This window comes from Pseudomonas baetica (assembly GCF_019733355.1).
GTDB lineage: Bacteria > Pseudomonadota > Gammaproteobacteria > Pseudomonadales > Pseudomonadaceae > Aquipseudomonas > Aquipseudomonas baetica_A.
In genome coordinates, this window is the sequence record NZ_JAIHLQ010000002.1 from 256,087 (window position 1) to 275,461 (window position 19,375).

Sequence of the window (19,375 nt, forward strand, 5' to 3'; positions counted from 1 at the left end):
GTTGGGTTTTTTCATGCGCGCTGAAACGCAGGCTCACTTGTCGCTATCGCAATTGACCATCCACGACACGCCAAAGCGATCCACCAGCATGCCAAATCGTGCGGCCCAGAAGGTCGCTTCCAGCGGCATGTCGACGCGACCGTCCTTGGCCAGCGCGTTAAATATCCGCTCGGCTTCGGCAATGCTGTCGACGTTCAGGGAAATTGAACAGCCACTCATGCCCTGAGTCGGGCGGTCGGGCGTGGTGTCCGAAGCCATGATCATCTGATCGCCGACTTTCAGGCAGGTATGGATGATCAGGTGCCGATGTTCTTTTGCAACGTGCTCCGCAGCGGGGGATTCACCAAAAGAGGTCATCGCCTCCAGTTCGCCGCTCAGGGCTTGCTGATAAAAAGTGAAGGCTTCTCGGCAGTCGCCGTTGAAGATCAGGTACGGGTTGATTCTCATGTCTTTGCTCCCGGCAGTCAGGCGTCGAGTGGCGGTTGTACGGCGTGTTCCACGATGGGCGGTTAAAACATAGCAGAGGTTTTGACGTCGGGATCGAGCGGGTTTCTCCCGATGTTTTTCAAATGAAAAGACACCGGGCAAGCCCCGGCTCAGTCGACGATGACGTGCTCGTCGTCGTCACCCAGGCATATGGTCAATTGCTGACCCTCCTTGCTGAACGCGCAATGGGGTAGCTCAAGGTGCGTGGCAATTTTGATCGGCGCGCCGATAAAAACAACGGCTATGAGGATCGCCACCACAGACCTGCCGATCATTGCAAAGCGGGACGGCTGGCCGCTGCTGTGGCTTTTCTTGAGTCTTGAGCGCAAAAAAAGACCGAACAGCATGAAGCCTGCGCCGATCAACATTGCGCTGCCGATTTCATGGGGGCTGATGCTGTAGATCCGTTGTTCTGCATCGTCTGGATAGTTGACTAACCACCAGGCGCCCATGCCAAGTGGCAAAAGCCCTGCGGCGATGCAGGCATGGATCGATCCAGGCAAGCGCACTAGCAGGCTTATCAACAAAACCACTGTGGTCAGAACCCAGGCGCTGACAAACATTTGCCCGCCCATGCCGCCCATGAAGGTGCCACCGACATCGATCGGTGTCATCAGATTCCAGTCATAAAAAGCGCTGTGCAGCAGCAGCGTCAGAGCCGCGAGCCAGCAGAGAGGGTAATAGAGCCATAGGGCATTGGGGCGAGATAACACGTTGAGTCCTTTTCGTGGTGTTTGGCGCACGCCAGTATGCCGAGGAATTCGCACACTATGAAATTCAATCGTTGCGCTGGAGTACCATGGCGCACTGTCATCACCTGCCGAGTTCAACGTCCTATGCCTTCATTTTCCCGCGTCACTTCCTTGTTTGACCAAGCGCAGCGTGCGTTGCGGTTGGTCTGGGGGACGTCGCGAGGTTTGTTTCTGGGGCTGGTGCTGGCGACGCTGATTGCCGGGATGCTGCCGGCACTGGCGGCGTGGTTGGGCCAGCGCATTGTCGATGCCGTGGTCGCGGCGATGCAGCTGCACGCGCAGCACGGCAGTGCGCCGCTGTGGCCAGTGTTGCGATATGTGCTGATGGAGGCGGGGGTATTGGCGTTGTTGTCCGGCACACAGCGGGCGCTGTCGGTGCAGCAGTCGCTGTTGCGGGTGCAGTTGGGCCAGAAGGTCAACACGATGATTCTGGAGAAGGCGCAGACACTCTCTCTGGTGCAGTTCGAGAACTCCGAGTTCTACGACAAGCTGGTGCGGGTGCGTCGCGAAGCCTCGACGCGGCCACTGGCGTTGGTCATGAAGTCGCTGGGATTGATCCAGAACCTGATCATGCTGATCAGCTTCGGCGTGCTGCTGGTGCACTTTTCGCCGTGGGCGCTGGTGCTGTTGGTGGTCGGGGCGCTGCCGGTCTTCTTCGCCGAGGCGCATTTCTCCGGTGATGCGTTTCGCCTGTTCACCCGTCGCGCGCCGGAGAGTCGACAGCAGAGTTACATCGAGACGCTTCTTTCCCACGAGGCCTATATCAAAGAGGTCAAACTGTTCGGCTTCGCACCGCTGTTGCTGCAACGCTACCGCGACACGTTCGCCAGACTCTATGCCGAAGACCGGCGATTGACGTTGCGTCGTGATGGCTGGGGTTTCGGTCTTGGATTGCTTGGCACCGCGGCGTTCTACGTGGCCTACGCCTGGGTGGTGATCGATGCCGTGCAGGGCGACATCAGTCTGGGCCAGATGACCATGTATCTGGTGCTGTTCAAGCAAGGGCAGAGCGCTGTGAGCAGTAGCCTGAGCGCGATCAGTGGTCTGTACGAAGACGGCCTGTACCTGACGAGTCTTTATGAATACCTCGCTGAACCGGTGCTGGCCGATACCGGTCACCTGACCGTCGGCGCGCAACCGGGCGATGGTCTGCGTTTCGAAAACGTCGGTTTCTGTTACCCGGGTGCCAGCCGCCCGGCACTGCAAAGCATTGACCTGCATCTGGTGCCGGGCAACAGCATGGCGTTGGTGGGGGAAAACGGTTCCGGCAAGACCACGCTGATCAAGTTATTGACCCGCCTCTACCGTCCCGATCAAGGACGCATTCTGCTGGATGGCAGCGATTTGCAGGATTGGCAGGAAACCGCGTTACGCCGTCGCATTGGCGTGATTTTCCAGGATTACATCCGCTACCAGTTCAGCGTCGGGGAAAACATCGGCGTCGGCGATACGCTGGCGTTCAACGACCAACAACGCTGGAAGGAGGCCGCTGCCGAAGGGATGGCGGCGCCATTCATCGAAGGGCTCGACCGTGGTTATGCCACGCAGTTGGGGCGCTGGTTTGCCGGTGGCCAGGAGTTGTCCGGCGGGCAATGGCAGAAGATTGCGTTGTCCCGGGCGTATATGCGCCGTGATGCCGACATCCTGATCCTCGATGAGCCAACCTCGGCCCTGGACCCGGCGGCGGAAGCAGCGGTGTTTGAGCATTTCAGCCAGCACACGGAAGGGCGCATGACCTTACTGATTTCCCATCGTTTTTCCAGCGTGCGCAATGCCGATCACATCATCGTGCTGCAACAAGGAAAGATTCTGGAACAGGGTGGCCACGGTGCGCTTATCGCCGCGGCCGGGCATTACGCGCAACTGTTCGATTTACAGGCGCGTGGTTATCGTTAGGTGTCCCGTGCGCTGCGCACAGTCGTGGGGCCGGCCATACGTGGAGCGGGTTTGGTTTGCATCAACGCATCAATAGCCTTGCGATAATCCTGCCCGCCCAACGCCATGCTGTTGTTGTGCGTCGCTCCAGGCACCAACAGCAAGCGTTTGGGTTGCTCCGCCGCGTTGAACAGTTGTTCGCTGAAACGTGGCGGGACGAAGGCGTCGGCCAAACCATGCACCACCAGCAGCGGCATATGAATCTCGGCGATCTTGTCGATGGAATCGAACTTCTGCGACAGCAGCCAGCGCACCGGCAGCGAGGTGTTGGCCACCGCCGCGGCGACATCCGCCAGTGAGGTGAACGTGGACTCGATCACCAGTCCGCGCACGGGCAGTGGCGTGTGATCACGGGCGGCGTCCTGTCCGAGTTCGGCTGCCAGATCGATTGCCACGGCACCGCCGAGGGAGTGACCGTAGATCAGGCGTTTGTTCGGATCCGGTTGCAACAGCTTGAAACGCTCCCACGCCACTCGGGCGTCCTCATAAACACTGCTTTCTGACGGCAGATCACCCTTGCTCTTGCCAAACCCACGGTAATCGATGGCCAGCACCGAATAGCCCGCTGCGCGCAGTTGCTCGATGCGGAACAACTGCCCGGTGAGGTTCCAGCGCACGCCGTGCAGATAGAGGATGGCCGGGGCATTCTTGCGTTCTGCAGGCCACCACCAGGCATGAATGTTTTGCCCGGCCTTGAAACGTTTGGGTTGCAGATCGAGTTCCTGCACGCTGCCGGGCAAGCCGTGATACCAACCCGCCGTGCCCGGTTCGATGCGAAACAGCAGTTTGCGCTCGGTATGTTCCAGCACGGCACAACTCGCCGGCACGCCGATAATCAACGCGGCCATGCAGGCGAATGCCAAGCGGCGACGTCGCAGACGCGTCATGAAGGAAAGGAACATTAAACGGTTCACCAGTGCGCAGACAAAGAACGCTTTTTACCAGATGTCTCGGTCTGCGCACGATATTTTCGACCATCGCCCGTGTGCAACGATTACAAAATGCTGCGACGGCTCAGTCCACGCGCAGCACGATTTTGCCGATGTGGTCGCCGGCTTCCATGTGGGCATGGGCTTTGGCCGCTTCGGTCAGTGAATAGACTTTATCGATCATCGGCAGGCAGCGCCCCTCGGCCAGCACCGACCATACGTGTTCGCGCAGTTGATCGGCGATCGCGGCTTTCTCGGCAGCGGTGCGTGCGCGCAGCAGAGAACCCGTTACAACGGCGCGTTTGCCGAGGATTGCCAGCAGATCAATGTCATTGGCCCGGGCGCCGCCAAGGAAGCCGAGCATCACTACCCGTCCATCCATCGCTAGGGTGCTGATGTTTGCGTTGAGGTAGGAGGCGCCCATGATGTCGAGAACGATATTCACACCTTGACCAGCGGTTTTCTCGGCGATGACGTCAGCGAAATTCTCTTCGCGATAGTTGATTGCCTGACCGCCCAGCTTACGGATCACTGCGCATTTCTCGGCGCTACCGGCCGTGGCAAATGCCTCAATGCCGAACTCACGACACAGCATCAGCGCGGTGGTGCCGATGCCGCTGGTGCCACCGTGAATCAGCGCACGTTGCCCGCTGCTGGCACCACCTAGGCCGAACAGGTTAGCCCACACGGTAAAAAAGGTTTCCGGGATCGCGGCGGCCTGCACCCAATCAATCCCGGCGGGGATTGGCAGGGTCTGGCCGGCCGGTACTGCGCAATATTCGGCATAACCGCCGCCATTGGTCAGCGCGCAAACGCTGTCGCCAAGCTCAAACTGGCTCACACCGGCCCCGAGCGCGACCACTTCGCCGGCCACTTCCAGACCGGGGATCGGGTTCATCCCGGGCTTCATCGGGTATTTGCCGGCGCGTTGCAAGGCGTCTGGCCGGTTGATGCCGGCGGCGTGAACGCGGATCAGCACTTCACCCTCAGCGGCGACCGGCAACGGTACGCGTTTGGCTTGCAGAACATCAGGGGCGCCGGGTTCAGTGATTTCAATTCGAGTCATTTCGTTGGGTAAGGACATGTCGATTCCTGTTGCTAGAGGGTCTGTAGATGGGAGCGCGGCCTGCAGGCAATGATTCCCTTCAATTTTCACAGACGTGCGGTTCAGACGCAGAGGGTAGCCATTTCAGGGCATGCTCCAACAAAACCGCCACCGTGATCGCGCCGGCGGCGATCATGAACAGCCAGGCGTGATGGCCCCCCGTGGCATTGAACAACGCCGAATAGGCAAACCCGGCCAGCGCCTGAAACGTGGCAAACGATACGGTGGCGCGGCTCCAGGCGATTTGCTGGCGATGATGATCCGGCACCAGTTCATGCACACGGGCCAAGGCCAGTGGCACGATACCGGGCGGGAATGAACCGATAATCACCGCCAGCACGGCCAGGGCCATGAAGGCGTGGGAAAACGCCAGCAGCCCCAGCGCAATCACCTGCACCATCAATACCAGCCGGATGCCTATCCGCGCGCCAAGTCGATCAGCGAGAAAACCATAACTCACCGGCCCGACAATCGCGCCCAGGCCATACATGACCCACACCCGTGCACCCATATGCGCCCCGGCACCGAGCCCGCGAGCCACGTAATCCACCAGGAACACCATGGCCGGCACCAAACCTGCGGCCATGAACGCATATTGGCCGAACAGCAAATAGACGGCGGGAGGTGTTTGCTCAACCGGCACAACCTCGTGAGTCGCAATCGCATGCGGTAAATCGGCGGGCCAGCCAAACCAGCTCAGTGCGGTCAGCAACAACGACAAACCGCCCAGTCCCAACCAGGTGGCCTGCAGGCCCAGGCCCAGCAGCGGCGGCACGATTGTCCCAGAGCCGGCAATCCCCAGGCCGATACCGAGAAAGATTGCACCACTGGCCAGCCCTTTACGGGACGCCGGCACATGGGGCAGGACGGTTGCCGCCACCAACACCATGATCGCGCCACCGGTAATCCCTGACAGCAAACGCCAGCCAAAGAACCAGCTCACCGACAACGGAAACGCACAGGCAAAAAACGCGGCGGTGACCAGCAGCATCATCAGTCGCAGGGCGTTTTTATTGCCAAGTTGCCTAGCTATCGGCCGACCGAGCAGGGCGCCGATCAGGTAACCGACCAGATTGGCCGCGCCGAGATAGACCACGTCGTTGGCAGAAAACCACTGCGCCTGAATCAGCGAGGGAATCAGCGGTGTGTAGGCGAAGCGCGCCAGGCCGATGCTGACCAGGCTGGCGCAGAGTCCGGCGAAGATCGGTAACGCTGAGGATGATGTACGCATGGGAGCGATCCTGAGAGGTATATGGCGCTCAGGATATCGGCTATTGTTGCTGCGCTGGTGCAGCGAGTTGGCATCGTATTGATGCATATTTGCATCATCAGGAGGCAAGATGAATTGGGACGATGCGCGGGTATTTCTCGCGGTATGCAGGGAGTCGACGTTACGCGGCGCGGCGCGGGTACTGGGCGTGGATCAGGCGACTGTCGGAAGACGGGTCACGGCGTTGGAAAAGTCGCTGAGTGCGACGTTGTTTTTGCGCACGTCCGACGGTTACGCGTTGACAGCGGTCGGCGAAGCGGCGCTTAAAAGCGTCGAAAAAATGGAGCACTCGGCGCTGGAGCTGGAGCGGCAGATTCAGGGCCTGGACGATCGCCTGACCGGCAACGTGCGCGTCAGCACCACCGATTCGCTGGCCATCGATTTCCTGATCCCGGCCATCGCCCGACTGCACGTTCTGCACCCGGACGTGCGCGTGCAACTGGATGCTTCCACGCAGATCCTCAGCCTGGCCAAGCGCGAGGCGGATATCGCCGTGCGCAACACCCGTCCCGACAATCCAGACCTGATCGCTCGGCGGATTGCCCGCTGGCCGGTGGGATTGTTTGCGTCACAGGCGTATGTCGACGCCAAGGGCATCCCTCAGCAAGGTACGGCGTTTGAGGGGCATGACCTGGTGGTTTACGAACCCTATCTAAAGGGTAACAAGGACATGACACTGGTCTGCGAGCCGTTGCATCGCGGGCGAATCGTCGCCAGCCTGAGTTCCAGCTTGTTGGTGCGTCGCTCGATTGCGGCGAGCCTGGGTGTAGGAGAAATCCCTGTTTACATGGGCGAACGTGATGGCCTCGTCAACCTCTGGCCGGCGCGCAATCGCCCACAACCCTATGAAGTGTGGCTGGTGACCCACGCAGACTTGCGCCATACAGCGCGGGTAAGGGCCGTGATCGAGCAGATTGTCGAAGCGTTTGCGCGGGAGAATGAGTGAGCGCTGAGTGGCTTTGGAGAAGCTACGTAGCCTGACGAAACAGCCTACACCCAGAGCAGAATCCGCTGGCTTGTGGACGTTGGGGAGGGGCTCTATGGTTGTTGCAGTTCGCGGTGATACAACACTCGCTTTTTGAGAGATGAGCCAGGAAAGGTATCGGTAACCCAAGGAAGGGGATCGGATTGAAAGCCAGGGAATTTGAGCACTATCAACGTATCAACACATCGAACACAGGTCCCGACACTCAAGCCATGAACGCTATCAGCCGTGAAGAATTCAACGCCAGGATCGAGACCATTGAGGCAAGGATGGATGCTCGGGTCCAATCTGTGTCGGCGAAAATCGAGGGATTTCTGGAGGTTCAGACCGAGCGAGACAAGGCTCTGCTCGAACGCTACAACGCCATTGCTGCAAATGTGCAGCAGATCGCTCTTGAGTCAAAAGAGGCGGTCCGACAGGCCTCTACGATCAAGGCAAATTATTGGGCTTCAACCGCGGTGTATTTTCTTGGCATCGTCGGCATAGTCGTTGCGACTTATTACGCCAATCAGGCCAATGTCTTTGTAGCGATTCAAACGACTCTATCGGAGGTTCAAGCAGGCAAGGTTACCCCTCCACCTAACCCCGCGATGTTGCCATTACCGATCACGCCACCCTAAAAAACGGCCTTCAAAAGAAGGCCGTTTTTGTGGGCGTTAAACACTCGTTTATGGCATCTGCGGCAACTCCTGCGGCCGCAAGTCAAACACCAGCACTTCGGCATCCACGCCATTGCTCAAGGTCAGCACCTGCTCCTCGCGAACCCGCACGCCGTCACCTTCCTGCAACCGCTGGCCGTTCAGTTCAACGCTGCCACGCGCCACATGCACATAGGCGTAACGGTTGGCCGGCAATTCCAGCGTGGCGCTCTCTTTGCCATCGAACAGCCCGGCGAAGACTCGCGCATCCTGGCGCACGGTCAGCGAACCATCACGGCCATCCGGCGAGATGATCAGTTGCAGGCGACCGCGTTTTTTCTGCGCACTGAAATGCTCCTGTTGATAGCGCGGTTTGGCCCCGCCGACGTCCGGCACGATCCAGATTTGCAGGAAGTGCACAGGCTTGGTCGCCGAGTGGTTGAACTCGCTGTGCGCCACGCCACTGCCGGCGCTCATTAGCTGCACATCGCCGGGGCGAATCACTGAGCCTGTGCCCAGGGTGTCTTTATGTTCCAGCGCGCCTTCGAGCACGTAGGAAAAGATCTCCATGTCGCGATGTGGGTGCTGGCCGAAGCCTTTGCCGGCGGCAACACGGTCATCGTTGATCACCAGCAGATCGGAAAAACCCTGTTCACGCGGGTTGCGATAGCTGGCGAAAGAAAAGGTGTGGAACGACTTCAACCAGCCATGATTAGCGAGGCCACGATCGGAGGCTTTACGAAGAGTCAGCATGATGAAATCTCCTTGCGGGACGTGAATTCGTCCGAGTGAGGAGAAGGTTACTGTTTACTTTGCGATGCAATAAGTAGATGAAAATTGAAATACTGTCCCTCTCAGGTTGACAGTTTTGCGGTTCAGTTCACGCATTCTTTTTTAACGACTTCGTTGCACTTGGCCATAATGCTCACTCTGCCTCATGCCTTTCATTTTTGCTCTCAGTGAAGTCTCCCCATGAAAACCGTGGCAATGGTGTTGTTCCCCGACTTTCTTCTGCTCGACATGGCCGGGCCGCTGGAGGTGTTTTCGGTTGCCAACCGGTATTTGAAACCGCAACTGCATTATCAATTGACCACCCTTGGCACTGAACGCGGCCCTCTACGCGCATCCAACGGTGTGCAAGTGCTGGCCGACTGCTCTATCGAAGACGCACCGCAGCGCTATGACTTGTTGCTGGTGCCCGGTGGTCCCGGCGCTTACGACGAAAAGCCTCCCGCATTGCTCGCTTGGCTAAAAGAGGCCGTCCCGCGCGCCGAGCGCTACGGCTCGATCTGCACCGGCGCGTTCATTCTTGGGCATGCCGGATTGCTCGACGGTTATCGCGTCACCACGCACTGGAATTACACCGAACGCCTGATCAAGGCATTCCCGAAGGCGAGCGTCGCGACCGATCAGATTTTCATTGAGGATCGCAACCTGATTTCCTCGGGGGGGGTCACTGCCGGCATCGACCTTGCGCTGGCGTTAGTCGCCCAGGATCACGGCAAGAAGCTGGCTCAGGATGTCGCCAAAGTGTTGCTGGTGGTGATGAAACGTCAGGGCGGGCAGGCGCAGTTCAGCCCATTGATGGCAGCAGTGGCGCCCCAGGAAACCCCGATCACGCGGGTGCAGAATTACGTGCTGGAACACCTCGACGAAGCCTTTAGCGTCGAACGCATGGCCCATTTGGCGAATATGAGTACGCGGCACTTCGCGCGGATTTTCGCCCGTGACATCAATATGACTCCCATGGAATTCCTGCAGAGTGCGCGCATCGACTGCGCGCGCAACCTGTTGGAAACCAGTGATCTGCCATTGAAGACCGTGGCCTACAAGAGCGGTTTCGGCAGCGTGCGGCACATGCGCTTGTTGTTCGCTGAAAAGCTCGGTCTGACGCCTGTGCAGTACCGCGAACAGTTCAGCTAGAGCCATTGTGTCCGTCACGCGCACTCGTATGTCCGTGATGCGCCCTGTGTGGTGGTTGTACCGTCACCCGGGACTGCCAAGATAGCGGGTATGAACAACCGCCACGATTTGAACCCGGCGTCGGTGCTGTATTTCGGCCCCTACGCGTTTCATTTGCGCCAACGGTTGATCCTGGAAGGGGATCGGCCACTGCGTATGGGCGGGCGTGCGCTGGACATTCTGCAGGTGCTGGTCGAGCGAGCGGGGCGCGTGGTCAGAAAGGAAGAGTTGATTGCGCGGGTCTGGCCGACGTCAGTGGTTGAGGAAATCAACCTTCGCGTTCACATCGCGGCACTGCGCAGAGCATTGGGTGAGGGTGAGAAGGGGCACCGCTACATCGTCAATGTGCCGCAATGCGGCTATCGCTTCGTAGCCCCGGTGCACGGTGACAGCACCGGGCAAGTGGTGTTCGAAGGTCTGCAAGCGCCCCTGCACAACTTGCCGGCGCGACTGACGCCGGTCACGGGTCGCGATTCATTGGTGGGTGCCATGGTGCGGCAATTGCCGCTGTGCCGGCTGATGACCGTGACCGGCCCGGCGGGCGTCGGCAAAACCACCGTCGCGTTGCGCGCGGCAGAGTTGTTGCTGGAGCATTTTCGTGAAGGCGTGTGGCTGGTGGATCTGTCTGTGATCGACGAGCCCGCGTTGCTGTTCGATCATCTGCTGCAAACACTCGAAACCGATCTCGACACGCTATCTCGCCGCCACACCTTGCTGGTGCTGGATAACTGTGAGCACCTGCTAGACGCTTGCAAGGCGTTGGTTGAACGCTTATTGGACGCTGCGCCAAGGCTGTCGATTCTTGCGACCAGTCGTGAAGCCTTGCACGCCAGCCTGGAGACCGTGCAACAACTGCCGCCGCTGGCCATTCCCAAATCCACGGCACTGAACAGTGTTGCAGAAGTCATGGGTTATTCGGCGGTGCAGTTGTTTGTCAGTCGTGCCCGCGCGCGGCAGCAGGGATTTACTTTGCGCGAACAGGATCTCAACGCTGTGCGTGACATCTGTCGGCGACTCGATGGTTTGCCGCTGGCGATTGAACTGGCAGCGGCACACATCGATGCTTTGGCGATGGTCGGGTTGCAGGCCCAACTCGACAACTGTCTACAGATGCTCAGTCATGGTCGGCGGACCGCCGTGCCCCGTCATCAAACCCTGACGGCCGCGCTGGACTGGAGTTATCAGCACCTGAGCAAGCAGGAACAACGGGTGTTGCACCGACTGTCGGTGTTCCAAACGGCTTTTGCCCTTGATGCCGCGTTGAGTGTGATCAGTTGCGCACAAATGCCGCCCTCGATGCTGGCCTTGATGATTGAGCGGTTGGCGCAGAAATCGTGGCTGGTTGTGGTGCGGGGCACCGGTGGGCTGCGCTATCGCATGCTCAACACCACCCGGCGTTATGCTCGCGAACGACTGGAACGCAGTGGCGAGTCGAGTGATTTCGAACACCGCCATGCACGCAGCCTAAGCCGCAGCCGTTGGCCTTCAGACTCGCAGTTGACTGCTCAACTCGTCGAGTAGCGAGCGCACCTTGCGCAAGTCCGGCGTGGCGTAGCCTTCGGTGAAGCGTTGATAGATCGGGTTCAGCAGATCCAGCGCTTCGCGGCAGCGGTTTTGCCGTTGCCACAGTTGGGCCAGCGACGTGGCGCTGCGAAGTTCCCAAGCCAGGGCGCCCTGGGTTTGGGCGATCGAGAGTGCTTGTTGCAATACTTCTTCTGCCTGGCGGGTATTGCCGCCCGAACACCCTGATTCTTCAGCCAACAACCGATCCGCGCGAGCGCGCAAAATCTCCGCTGTACTCCAACCCGCTGCGCCGCTTTGCGCGCGTTCAAGCAGTGCATCATCAACAAATCCGCTGTCCAGGGTCACCATGACTTCTCTGACCAGACCGCTGCTGTCCAACGGCATTGGCGTGGCGCTATCCGCGTCGATCACCTGCGCGTAGTGCCGCGCCCACGTATAGAACAGCATGACCGAATGCTTCTGCGCCTGCTCGAGCAACAGATGCAGCAGCGCACGGGCGTTTTGCCGGTCACCGTTGTAATGAGCAATCAAACAACTGGCCAGCGCCAAGGTGTAACAGATCGAGGTGCCGTGATTGATCTGCACGGCAATATCCAGCGCCTGCCGTGCGGTGCGCCAGGCTTGTTCCGGGAAGCCTTGCAGCCACAGCACACGGGCGAGCACTGTCAGCGAGGCGACGCTCTGGTCGTACTGCACGCCAAAACCGTGGGTAAAACGGTTGAGGTGGCCGCTGTGTGCCATACGTTCAATCACCTGCTCGGCATGCATGCGCGCCTGCGTCTGGTCGCCAGCGTAGTGCAAGGCCAGCACCCGCAACCGGTGCATGCTCAGCGACAGCAGCGGGTCGCCATGCAGGCCAATGCGGTCGAACTGCTCGCTCTGCTCCAGCGCTGCCTGGTAATGACCGCAACTGAGATTGACCGCCATGTGTCCGGACACTGCCCGCAGTTGCCCGGCGATATCGTCGTGTGCTTGCGCCAGCGTACGGGCGTCGACGAAGGCTGCGATGGTTTCCGGGGTGCCACCCCAGGTGTGGTAGCAGGCACTGCCGAGCGCCAGTTTCAGAGCGATTTTCACACGCGGACAAGGTTCGGCGGCCTTGTCGAGCAGGGCCAGCGCCTGACGCACGTAACCGCCGTACTCCTTGAGCAGCGACAACTCTTGCCACAACGGTGCCGAGGTCGCGGCCAGATAAATCCCCACTTCATCGGGCCCGGCACCGTTCAGGCTCCAGTCCAGCGCAGCACGCAAGTCTTCGAGACCGCGTGCATAGCGTTCGATCCACAAAGCGGTCGAGGTGCTCTCCCAATCACTTTGCGCTTGATGCATCAGCGCCAGGCAGCGTTCGGCGTGGCGTTTGCGGGTGTCGGCAAGCTCCGCGCAGTGGTCGAGTTTTTCCAGGGCGTAGCGCCGGGTGGTGTCGAGCAAACGGTAAAACACTTCTTCATCACCGACCTCGACGTTGAGCAGAGATTTGGCGACCAGTTGTGTGACGGAGCCAAAGACCTCGTCGGGTTCAATGTGCTGACCGACAATCACGGCGGCAGCGGACTCCAGTGTGAAACCGCCACGAAAGACGCCCAATCGTCGCAAGCAAGTCTGTTCGCAAGGCGTGAGCAGATTGAAGCTCCAGTCCAGCGTCGCGCGCAGGGTATGGTGGCGTTCCAGGCTGCTCTGATTACCTGCTGGCGAGGCGGGCAGGCGCCCCTGCAATTGGCTCAGCAAACCGCTCAGCCCCAGTTCGCTGACTTGCGCCGCCGCCAGTTCCAGTGCAAGTGGAATACCGTCCAGCCGTCGGCAGATTTCAATGACATGAGGCAACTCGGCATCCTGCAATTCGAAGCTCTCGTGAGCCGCAAGGGCTCGTTCGGCAAACAGCTGCAGTGCAGAAAAGCTCAAGGCTTGCGCACGATCGAGCACCGCAATCGGCGGCGGGTAATCCAGGGATTCCAGGCGCTGCACATACTCGCCTTCGGCGCGCAGACTCTCACGGCTGGTGGCCAGAATGTGCACTTGCGGCGCGCCGCGCAAAATGTGCTCGCTGAGCAGTGCTACGGCATCGATCAGGTGTTCGCAATTGTCGATCACCAGCAACATCTGCCGTTTGCTCAAGCCGTGGATCAGCCCGTTGAGCGGTTCGCCATCGTGCAGCGACAGGTCGAGCAAGGTCGCCAGGTGCGAGCAGATCATTTGTGGGTCGTTGATTGGCGCCAGGTCCAGCAGCCGGATGCCGTCCGGGTAGTAGCCGATCATCTGTTCGGCCACACGCAGGGCCACGGTGGTTTTGCCGATCCCGCCGGGGCCGACCAACGTGATGCAGCGCTGACGTGGCAGTTGGGCCACCAAACTGTCGACCAGTGGCTGACGGCCAATCATCCTCGTGCGGCGCAGCGGCAGGTTATGCCGGGTGCCGCTATCGGCGAGCGGGCGCTGCCCGATGGACTCCAGCAGGATCGGCGCGACAAAGCTGTAGCCGCGCTGCGCCACCGTGATGATGTAGCGCTGGCCGGCCTGACCGTCGCCAAGGGCTTTGCGTAGCGCCGCCATGTGCACCCGCAGGTTGATGTCTTCCACAACACTGTTCGGCCAAACCTCGGCGATCAACTGCTGCTTGCTCACCACTTCGCCGGCGTTCGCCAGCAGGATCAGCAGAATGTCCATGGCACGTCGCCCCAGGCGCAACGGCTGGTCGCCCTCAAGCACTAGCCGTTGTCCGGGATGGATCCGATAAGGGCCGAAACCGATGGCCTGATTCGGGGAAAGACTCAACAGCTCACTCCTGCAATGTTTTTTATGATCCTGCCCGTGCTGTGCGAAGCCTTTGTGACGAGCAGGGCGGAGGAAGAGAACAGCGCACGCAAGCCCTCTAATCCGCAGTATCCGGACATATTCCTCAGGTTCTTGCCTGCGTGCAACGTGCAGACGGACGGCCTCGATGAACGCGAATCGGCGCAACCCCCGTTTTTACGGACTGCCATGTTCCAAGCCGCGTCTTTAGGCGCGCCACAATTAACAACGATTAACTCGTCTGTGTCCGGTCTAGCCCCAAAAATCCAGTGAGGCAAGTTCAGCTTCAGGCACAGGCCTGCTGGCTGCAATGGAATGCACACGTCCGGAGGACGGCGCAATGAGCAACGTGGTGGTTGTCTATCACAGCGGCTATGGGCACACGCGGGTCATGGCCGAAGCCGTAGCGCAAGGCGTCGAACGACATTCGGGCAGCATCTGTCGGTTGATTGCGGTAGAGGAGGTGGATGCACATTGGGATGAGCTGCATCGCGCCGATGCGATCATCTTCGGTGCGCCGACCTACATGGGCAGCGCTTCGGCGGGGTTCAAGCAATTCATGGAGGCCAGCGCGGCGTTCTATCTGGCCAAGCCGTGGCGCGACAAAATCGCCGCCGGGTTCACCAACTCGGGCAGCCTGTGTGGTGACAAGCTCAATACGCTGCTGCAAATGGCGGTGTTTGCCGCGCAACATTCGATGATTTGGGTCGGTCTCGACCTGCTTCCGGCGCGTTCAGCGGCCGGGTGCTTTGATGGGCAATTGAATCGTCTCGGCAGCTCACTTGGCGCCATGTCGCAATCCAATGTCGAACAGACGCCCGACCAGGCGCCACCGCCTGAAGACCGGTGCACAGCGGCGCACTTGGGCGAGCGGGTAGCGCGTCTGGCGCAGCGCATGGCGCAGGCGTGAGTAGCCCCTACAAAGCGATGCAAACACTCGCGGCTGGCGCAGGCTGCGATCGTTTGATTTTGCTGTCTTGCGCCTCACGACAGCGCCAAGCGAACGGATTGATCCCTTCGCTGCGGGTGAAGATGTGACAGAAGTGCGCCTGATCGCAGAAGCCGCACTCCAGGCTGATTTGCGTCAGGCTCAAGTCGGTGTGCAAGATCAAAAGCTTGGCGCGGGCGATGCGTTGGGTGCGGATCCATTCTTGCGGTGAGAGCCCGGTGCTGCACTTGAACGCCCGGGAAAAGTGACTGCGCGACAGCGAACACGCCTGTGCCAGTTCCGTGACTTCCAGGCTGTCGTCGAGTCGCTCGAGAATCAACTGTTTGACCCGCCGTTCGCGTTGCGGGCTGAGACCGCCGAGGCGTGGTGTGTGAGGTTCGCTGGCAGGGGCGAGGGCGACGCAGTGTTGTACGTGAACCATGGCCAATGTCCGTGTCGGTGGGGAACGCATGCTCGGCACTTTCCCCCAGGTCAAAAAAACAACGTTTCGCTGAGGGTTTCATTGTTGGGCGGGGCTGCAGGGCTGACGAGTTAAACGTTGTTAATTGCGCCGCGAAGCGTTGAACTCAGCACATCGCTGCAAGTCGGCGGGTGGCAGATCGGCGAAGATGACGACGATATAAAGCGCCCGTTTGTGGCTGCTGAGGGTGAATCAATTAGGGAGGTACACATGACAGGTTTGTTGCACGGTGCATCAGGTGCGTTCGGTTTGGCATTCGCGTTGGTGGCGGGCAGCGCGGCGGCGCAAGCACCACAGGTGGGCACGCAGGTGCCTGGCTACTTTCGTTTGGCCATGGGCGACTATGAAGTGACCGCGTTGTTCGACGGCTACAACGACCTGTCGCCCAAACTCCTGCAGGGCATGAGTCAGGGACAGATCCGTGCGATGCTCGCTCGCCGATCGATTGAAACCCCGGGCGTGCAAACGGCGTTCAACGCGTTTTTGGTCAACACTGGCAAGCAGTTGATCCTGATCGACACTGGCGCCGGGCAGTGCATAGGGGCCACCGCCGGCCAGCTCTCGGCGAACATGCAAGCCGCTGGCTACAAACCGGAGCAGGTCGACACCGTTTTGCTCACGCATCTGCATCTGGATCATGTTTGCGGTCTGGTCAATGGCCAGCAAAAACCGATTTTCGCCAACGCCACGGTCTACGCGGCCAAGGCGGAAGCCGACTATTGGCTCGACCCTCAAGCGTTGGCGAAGGCGCCGGCCGGGGCGAAAGCATTTTTCAAAATCGCTCAGGATTCCACAGCGCCGTATGTGGCTGCCGGGCGTTTCAAAACCTTCGCCCCCGGCCAGTCGCCGCTACCGGGCGTGGTCGAGGCCGAACTTGAAGCCGGGCACACGCCAGGCAGCACCACTTACCGTTTCACCTCGCAGAAAAACAGCATCGTGTTCATGGGCGATCTGGTGCACAACCTCGCCGTGCAGTTCGAGCACCCCGAGGTGTCGATCAGTTTCGATGTCAACGCTCAGCAGGCGATCAAAAGCCGTAACGCCGTGTTCAGCGCTGCCGCCGCCAGCAAAACCTGGACGGCCGCCGCGCACCTGCCGTTTCCGGGTATCGGTCACATCAACGCCATCGACAAGCATTTTCAGTGGGTGCCCGTTGAATACGGCCCTTACAAACGCGCCGCCAAAGTGCCGTTGATCGAGTAAAGTAAGTCGCACTCGCGCCTGACTGAACAAGACTTCCAAGTAAGGAATACCTGCTCATGAACCGTAACGATCTGCGTCGCGTCGACATGAACCTGCTGGTGATTTTCGAAGCCCTGATGTTCGAAAAAAACCTCACCCGGGTCGCGGAAAAACTGTTCATGGGCCAACCCGCCGTGAGCGCGGCGCTCGGTCGTTTGCGTGATCTGTTCGATGATCCGCTGTTGCTGCGCAACGGTCGCGCCATGGAGCCGACCGCCCGCGCCCTGGCCATTCTCAAGGAATTGCAACCGGCGATGGACGTCATTTCCGGTGCGGTCAGCCGGGCCAAGGAGTTCGAACCGGCGAGCAGTTGCGACGTGTTCCGCATCGGCCTGTCGGACGACGCCGAATTCGGTCTGTTTCCGCCGCTGTTGCGTAACCTCCAACAAGAGGCGCCGGGGATCGTTGTGGTCGTACGGCGTGCCAACTACTTGCTGATGCCAGCGTTGTTGGCCTCCGGCGAAATCTCCGTCGGCGTCAGCTACACCACCGACCTGCCGGCCAACGCCAAGCGCAAGAAGCTGCGCGACATCCCTTGCAAGGTCCTGCGCGGCGACGACCGCCCGGGGCCAATGACGCTGGACGAATACTGCGAGCGTCCGCATGCGATGGTGTCGTTCTCTGGCGATTTGAGCGGCAACATCGACCTGGATCTGGCCAAGCTCGGCCGTTGCCGTCGCGTGGTGCTCGGCGTGCCGCAATTCAGTGGCTTGCGCGCGTTGCTCGCCGGCACCGAAATGATCGCCACCGTGCCCGATTACGCCGCGTGCGCGCTGGTGGATGGCTGTGCGTTACGCGCTGAAGACCCGCCGTTCCCGATTGACGCGGCGCAACTGTCGATGGCCTGGAGCGGGGTGCATGACAACGACCCGGCCGAGCGCTGGCTGCGATCCAGGATCAGTCAGTTCATGTCGGCATCGCTGGACATCCCGCCCGCCTGACGTTGCACACCTTTCCTGAAAATGACACAAAACCCCGTGGGAGCGAGCAAGCCCGCTCCCACCATTGGCGTGTGGTGGACTTGAACATCAGCGCAGCAGATACGGCCGCTTGTTATCGAGCTTCTACCCCGCGCTCGTCTGAGCGTTATTCGCTGATCCCTTGTGTGCAGGCTTGCTCGCGAAAGCGTCGGATCAGCCAGCGTCATCGTTGAATGACACAGCACTTTCGCGAGCAAGCTCCGACAGGTCTCTTTCGTTCCTTTTGGTTTTTGCTCGATCTAAGAAGAGAGCACACCCATCCAATTTCTCCCCGCTGCGCATTGGCATTATTCAGGTCAATGACATTTAAAGGGTCGGGTCATGAATGCCTTGCAACGCGACGAACGGGCGCAGGACGTCGGTTTACTGTTTCTACGGGTCAGCGGCGGTCTGTTTCTGCTGTGGGTGCACGGTTTGCCCAAGCTGCTGGACTTCACCGCGCAACTGCAACTGATCGAAGACCCGTTCCACCTCGGTGCCCATCTCACGTTGGTCCTGGCGATCTTCGCCGAAGTCCTCTGCCCATTACTGATCGTCGCCGGGTTACTGGCGCGATTGGCCTGCTTGCCTATTCTATTTGTGCTGCTAGTCGCGCTGTTGGTCGTGCATCCGCAATGGAGTGTGGCTGAAGGGCAGTTTGGCTGGTTGCTGTTGATCCTGTTTGCCACCGTGTTTATCGCCGGGCCGGGACGGCTGGCGCTCAATGTTCGCCTGCCCGGAGTGCTGCGTTATGCCTGATAGCCCATTTCAGAATGCACCCGGGGGCGATGAGATTGTCACGCTGATCGTCAAGCATCGGGTCAAGTCCGGTTTTGAAAAACCCTATGAGGCCTGGCTGCGCAATATCGTCAGTGTGGCGGGGCGCAGCGAAGGGCATTTAGGGGTTGATGTGATGCGCAGCAAGCATGGCGGGCTTGATCTGTTCACCTGCGTGCTGCGTTTTTGCTCGACCGAGGCGATGCAGCGCTGGCTCGACTCTGAGCAACGCCAGGCCCTGATCAATGAAGCCGCACCGATGCTGGCCGACGGCGATCAGACCGAAGTCGCACCAATCAACGAGTTCTGGTTCTCCCCACTGGCCGATGCCGCGTCACCGCCACCGCGCTGGAAACAAGCGGTCATCACATTGCTGGTGATTCTGCCGCACACCTTGCTCGTGCCGCTGATCTGGGGGCCGCTGCTCAAGCTGCATCCGCTGCTTTCCAACTACGTGGTGGCCACGTTCCTGATCACCCTGACCATCGTTGTGTCAGTGGTGTACGTGTTCATGCCCCGCGTGACCCGTTTGTTCGCGCCGTGGCTGGAAGCCAGTCAGGCCCATGAACACATTGACCCCGACGACCACCCGTCACGCTGAACCCCATTCACTTT

18 protein-coding genes are annotated in these 19,375 nt (G+C 59.8%); 10 read left to right on the plus strand and 8 right to left on the minus strand.

The features are described from left to right. Positions 1 to 33: 33 nt before the first annotated feature. Together K5E40_RS02945 and K5E40_RS02950 are read right to left on the minus strand one after the other, a co-directional pair. Complete coding sequence (locus tag K5E40_RS02945; protein WP_221729531.1) at positions 34 to 447, minus strand: VOC family protein; 414 nt, start codon at positions 445 to 447, stop codon at positions 34 to 36. A gap of 149 nt (positions 448 to 596) precedes the next feature. Next, positions 597 to 1,316 (minus strand): hypothetical protein, encoded by a 720-nt coding sequence (locus K5E40_RS02950; RefSeq protein ID WP_260455490.1) that lies wholly within the window; start codon positions 1,314 to 1,316, stop codon positions 597 to 599. Between the two features lie 6 nt (positions 1,317 to 1,322). On the opposite strand from K5E40_RS02950, the gene K5E40_RS02955 reads away from it, so the two are divergent. Then, a complete protein-coding gene (locus K5E40_RS02955) occupies positions 1,323 to 3,134 on the plus strand; it encodes an ABC transporter ATP-binding protein (protein ID WP_221729532.1) in 1,812 nt (603 codons plus the stop codon). Here K5E40_RS02955 and K5E40_RS02960 read toward each other — a convergent pair. The 3 genes from K5E40_RS02960 to K5E40_RS02970 all read right to left on the minus strand — a co-directional run bounded on the left by K5E40_RS02960 (position 3,131) and on the right by K5E40_RS02970 (position 6,438). Next, complete coding sequence (locus tag K5E40_RS02960) at positions 3,131 to 4,075, minus strand: alpha/beta hydrolase (protein ID WP_221729533.1); 945 nt, start codon at positions 4,073 to 4,075, stop codon at positions 3,131 to 3,133. The two genes, K5E40_RS02955 and K5E40_RS02960, sit on opposite strands and share 4 nt — an antisense overlap. A 112-nt stretch (positions 4,076 to 4,187) precedes the next feature. Next, positions 4,188 to 5,186, minus strand: coding sequence for an NAD(P)H-quinone oxidoreductase (locus K5E40_RS02965; protein WP_221729534.1), 999 nt, complete (start codon positions 5,184 to 5,186; stop codon positions 4,188 to 4,190). 61 nt (positions 5,187 to 5,247) lie between these two features. Next, positions 5,248 to 6,438, minus strand: a complete 1,191-nt coding sequence (locus K5E40_RS02970; RefSeq protein WP_221729535.1) for a YbfB/YjiJ family MFS transporter — start codon at positions 6,436 to 6,438, stop codon at positions 5,248 to 5,250. Between the two features lie 109 nt (positions 6,439 to 6,547). Here K5E40_RS02970 and K5E40_RS02975 point away from each other — a divergent pair, with 109 nt between their 5' ends. Both K5E40_RS02975 and K5E40_RS02980 read left to right on the plus strand, forming a co-directional pair. Continuing rightward, positions 6,548 to 7,423, plus strand: coding sequence for a LysR family transcriptional regulator (locus tag K5E40_RS02975; RefSeq protein ID WP_221729536.1), 876 nt, complete (start codon positions 6,548 to 6,550; stop codon positions 7,421 to 7,423). Positions 7,424 to 7,605: 182 nt separating this feature from the next. Next, complete coding sequence (locus K5E40_RS02980) at positions 7,606 to 8,082, plus strand: hypothetical protein (protein ID WP_260455491.1); 477 nt, start codon at positions 7,606 to 7,608, stop codon at positions 8,080 to 8,082. Positions 8,083 to 8,130: 48 nt separating this feature from the next. On the opposite strand, the gene K5E40_RS02985 is transcribed toward K5E40_RS02980, so the two are convergent. After that, complete coding sequence (locus K5E40_RS02985; protein WP_221729537.1) at positions 8,131 to 8,853, minus strand: pirin family protein; 723 nt, start codon at positions 8,851 to 8,853, stop codon at positions 8,131 to 8,133. 219 nt (positions 8,854 to 9,072) lie between these two features. Here K5E40_RS02985 and K5E40_RS02990 point away from each other — a divergent pair, with 219 nt between their 5' ends. After that, positions 9,073 to 10,023, plus strand: a complete 951-nt coding sequence (locus tag K5E40_RS02990) for a GlxA family transcriptional regulator (RefSeq protein WP_221729538.1) — start codon at positions 9,073 to 9,075, stop codon at positions 10,021 to 10,023. Between the two features lie 90 nt (positions 10,024 to 10,113). Beyond that, on the plus strand, positions 10,114 to 11,583 hold the full coding sequence (locus K5E40_RS02995) for a winged helix-turn-helix domain-containing protein (RefSeq protein ID WP_221729539.1): 1,470 nt from the start codon (positions 10,114 to 10,116) through the stop codon (positions 11,581 to 11,583). Here K5E40_RS02995 and K5E40_RS03000 read toward each other — a convergent pair. Then, positions 11,548 to 14,355, minus strand: coding sequence for a winged helix-turn-helix domain-containing protein (locus tag K5E40_RS03000; RefSeq protein WP_221729540.1), 2,808 nt, complete (start codon positions 14,353 to 14,355; stop codon positions 11,548 to 11,550). The genes K5E40_RS02995 and K5E40_RS03000 overlap by 36 nt on opposite strands. 358 nt (positions 14,356 to 14,713) lie before the next feature. On the opposite strand from K5E40_RS03000, the gene K5E40_RS03005 reads away from it, so the two are divergent. After that, a complete protein-coding gene (locus K5E40_RS03005) occupies positions 14,714 to 15,283 on the plus strand; it encodes a flavodoxin family protein (RefSeq protein WP_221729541.1) in 570 nt (189 codons plus the stop codon). Between the two features lie 7 nt (positions 15,284 to 15,290). Here K5E40_RS03005 and K5E40_RS03010 read toward each other — a convergent pair whose 3' ends face one another. Further along, complete coding sequence (locus K5E40_RS03010) at positions 15,291 to 15,743, minus strand: helix-turn-helix domain-containing protein (protein ID WP_221729586.1); 453 nt, start codon at positions 15,741 to 15,743, stop codon at positions 15,291 to 15,293. A 249-nt stretch (positions 15,744 to 15,992) separates the two neighbouring features. Here K5E40_RS03010 and K5E40_RS03015 point away from each other — a divergent pair, with 249 nt between their 5' ends. From K5E40_RS03015 to K5E40_RS03030, 4 genes are all read left to right on the plus strand, one after another. Further along, positions 15,993 to 16,985: an MBL fold metallo-hydrolase gene (locus K5E40_RS03015; protein ID WP_221729542.1), complete on the plus strand. Its 993-nt coding sequence runs from the start codon at positions 15,993 to 15,995 to the stop codon at positions 16,983 to 16,985. 56 nt (positions 16,986 to 17,041) lie between these two features. After that, a complete protein-coding gene (locus K5E40_RS03020; protein WP_221729543.1) occupies positions 17,042 to 17,965 on the plus strand; it encodes a LysR family transcriptional regulator in 924 nt (307 codons plus the stop codon). Between the two features lie 360 nt (positions 17,966 to 18,325). Then, positions 18,326 to 18,742, plus strand: coding sequence for a DoxX family protein (locus K5E40_RS03025; protein ID WP_221729544.1), 417 nt, complete (start codon positions 18,326 to 18,328; stop codon positions 18,740 to 18,742). Continuing rightward, complete coding sequence (locus K5E40_RS03030; protein WP_221729545.1) at positions 18,735 to 19,361, plus strand: antibiotic biosynthesis monooxygenase; 627 nt, start codon at positions 18,735 to 18,737, stop codon at positions 19,359 to 19,361. The genes K5E40_RS03025 and K5E40_RS03030 overlap by 8 nt, the downstream gene beginning before the upstream one ends. The last annotated feature ends 14 nt before the right edge of the window (positions 19,362 to 19,375 follow it).

Bases quoted from the DNA above. Each gene is read 5' to 3' on its own strand.
- K5E40_RS02955 (WP_221729532.1), top strand. From the start codon at position 1,323: ATGCCTTCATTTTCCCGCGTCACTTCCTTGTTTGACCAAGCGCAGCGT.
- K5E40_RS03030 (WP_221729545.1), top strand. From the start codon at position 18,735: ATGCCTGATAGCCCATTTCAGAATGCACCCGGGGGCGATGAGATTGTC.
- K5E40_RS02945 (WP_221729531.1), bottom strand. From the start codon at position 447: ATGAGAATCAACCCGTACCTGATCTTCAACGGCGACTGCCGAGAAGCC.
- K5E40_RS02970 (WP_221729535.1), bottom strand. From the start codon at position 6,438: ATGCGTACATCATCCTCAGCGTTACCGATCTTCGCCGGACTCTGCGCC.
- K5E40_RS03025 (WP_221729544.1), top strand. From the start codon at position 18,326: ATGAATGCCTTGCAACGCGACGAACGGGCGCAGGACGTCGGTTTACTG.
- K5E40_RS03020 (WP_221729543.1), top strand. From the start codon at position 17,042: ATGAACCGTAACGATCTGCGTCGCGTCGACATGAACCTGCTGGTGATT.
- K5E40_RS02975 (WP_221729536.1), top strand. From the start codon at position 6,548: ATGAATTGGGACGATGCGCGGGTATTTCTCGCGGTATGCAGGGAGTCG.
- K5E40_RS03005 (WP_221729541.1), top strand. From the start codon at position 14,714: ATGAGCAACGTGGTGGTTGTCTATCACAGCGGCTATGGGCACACGCGG.
- K5E40_RS03010 (WP_221729586.1), bottom strand. From the start codon at position 15,743: ATGGTTCACGTACAACACTGCGTCGCCCTCGCCCCTGCCAGCGAACCT.
- K5E40_RS02995 (WP_221729539.1), top strand. From the start codon at position 10,114: ATGAACAACCGCCACGATTTGAACCCGGCGTCGGTGCTGTATTTCGGC.
- K5E40_RS02965 (WP_221729534.1), bottom strand. From the start codon at position 5,186: ATGTCCTTACCCAACGAAATGACTCGAATTGAAATCACTGAACCCGGC.
- K5E40_RS03015 (WP_221729542.1), top strand. From the start codon at position 15,993: ATGACAGGTTTGTTGCACGGTGCATCAGGTGCGTTCGGTTTGGCATTC.
- K5E40_RS02985 (WP_221729537.1), bottom strand. From the start codon at position 8,853: ATGCTGACTCTTCGTAAAGCCTCCGATCGTGGCCTCGCTAATCATGGC.
- K5E40_RS02960 (WP_221729533.1), bottom strand. From the start codon at position 4,075: ATGTTCCTTTCCTTCATGACGCGTCTGCGACGTCGCCGCTTGGCATTC.
- K5E40_RS02990 (WP_221729538.1), top strand. From the start codon at position 9,073: ATGAAAACCGTGGCAATGGTGTTGTTCCCCGACTTTCTTCTGCTCGAC.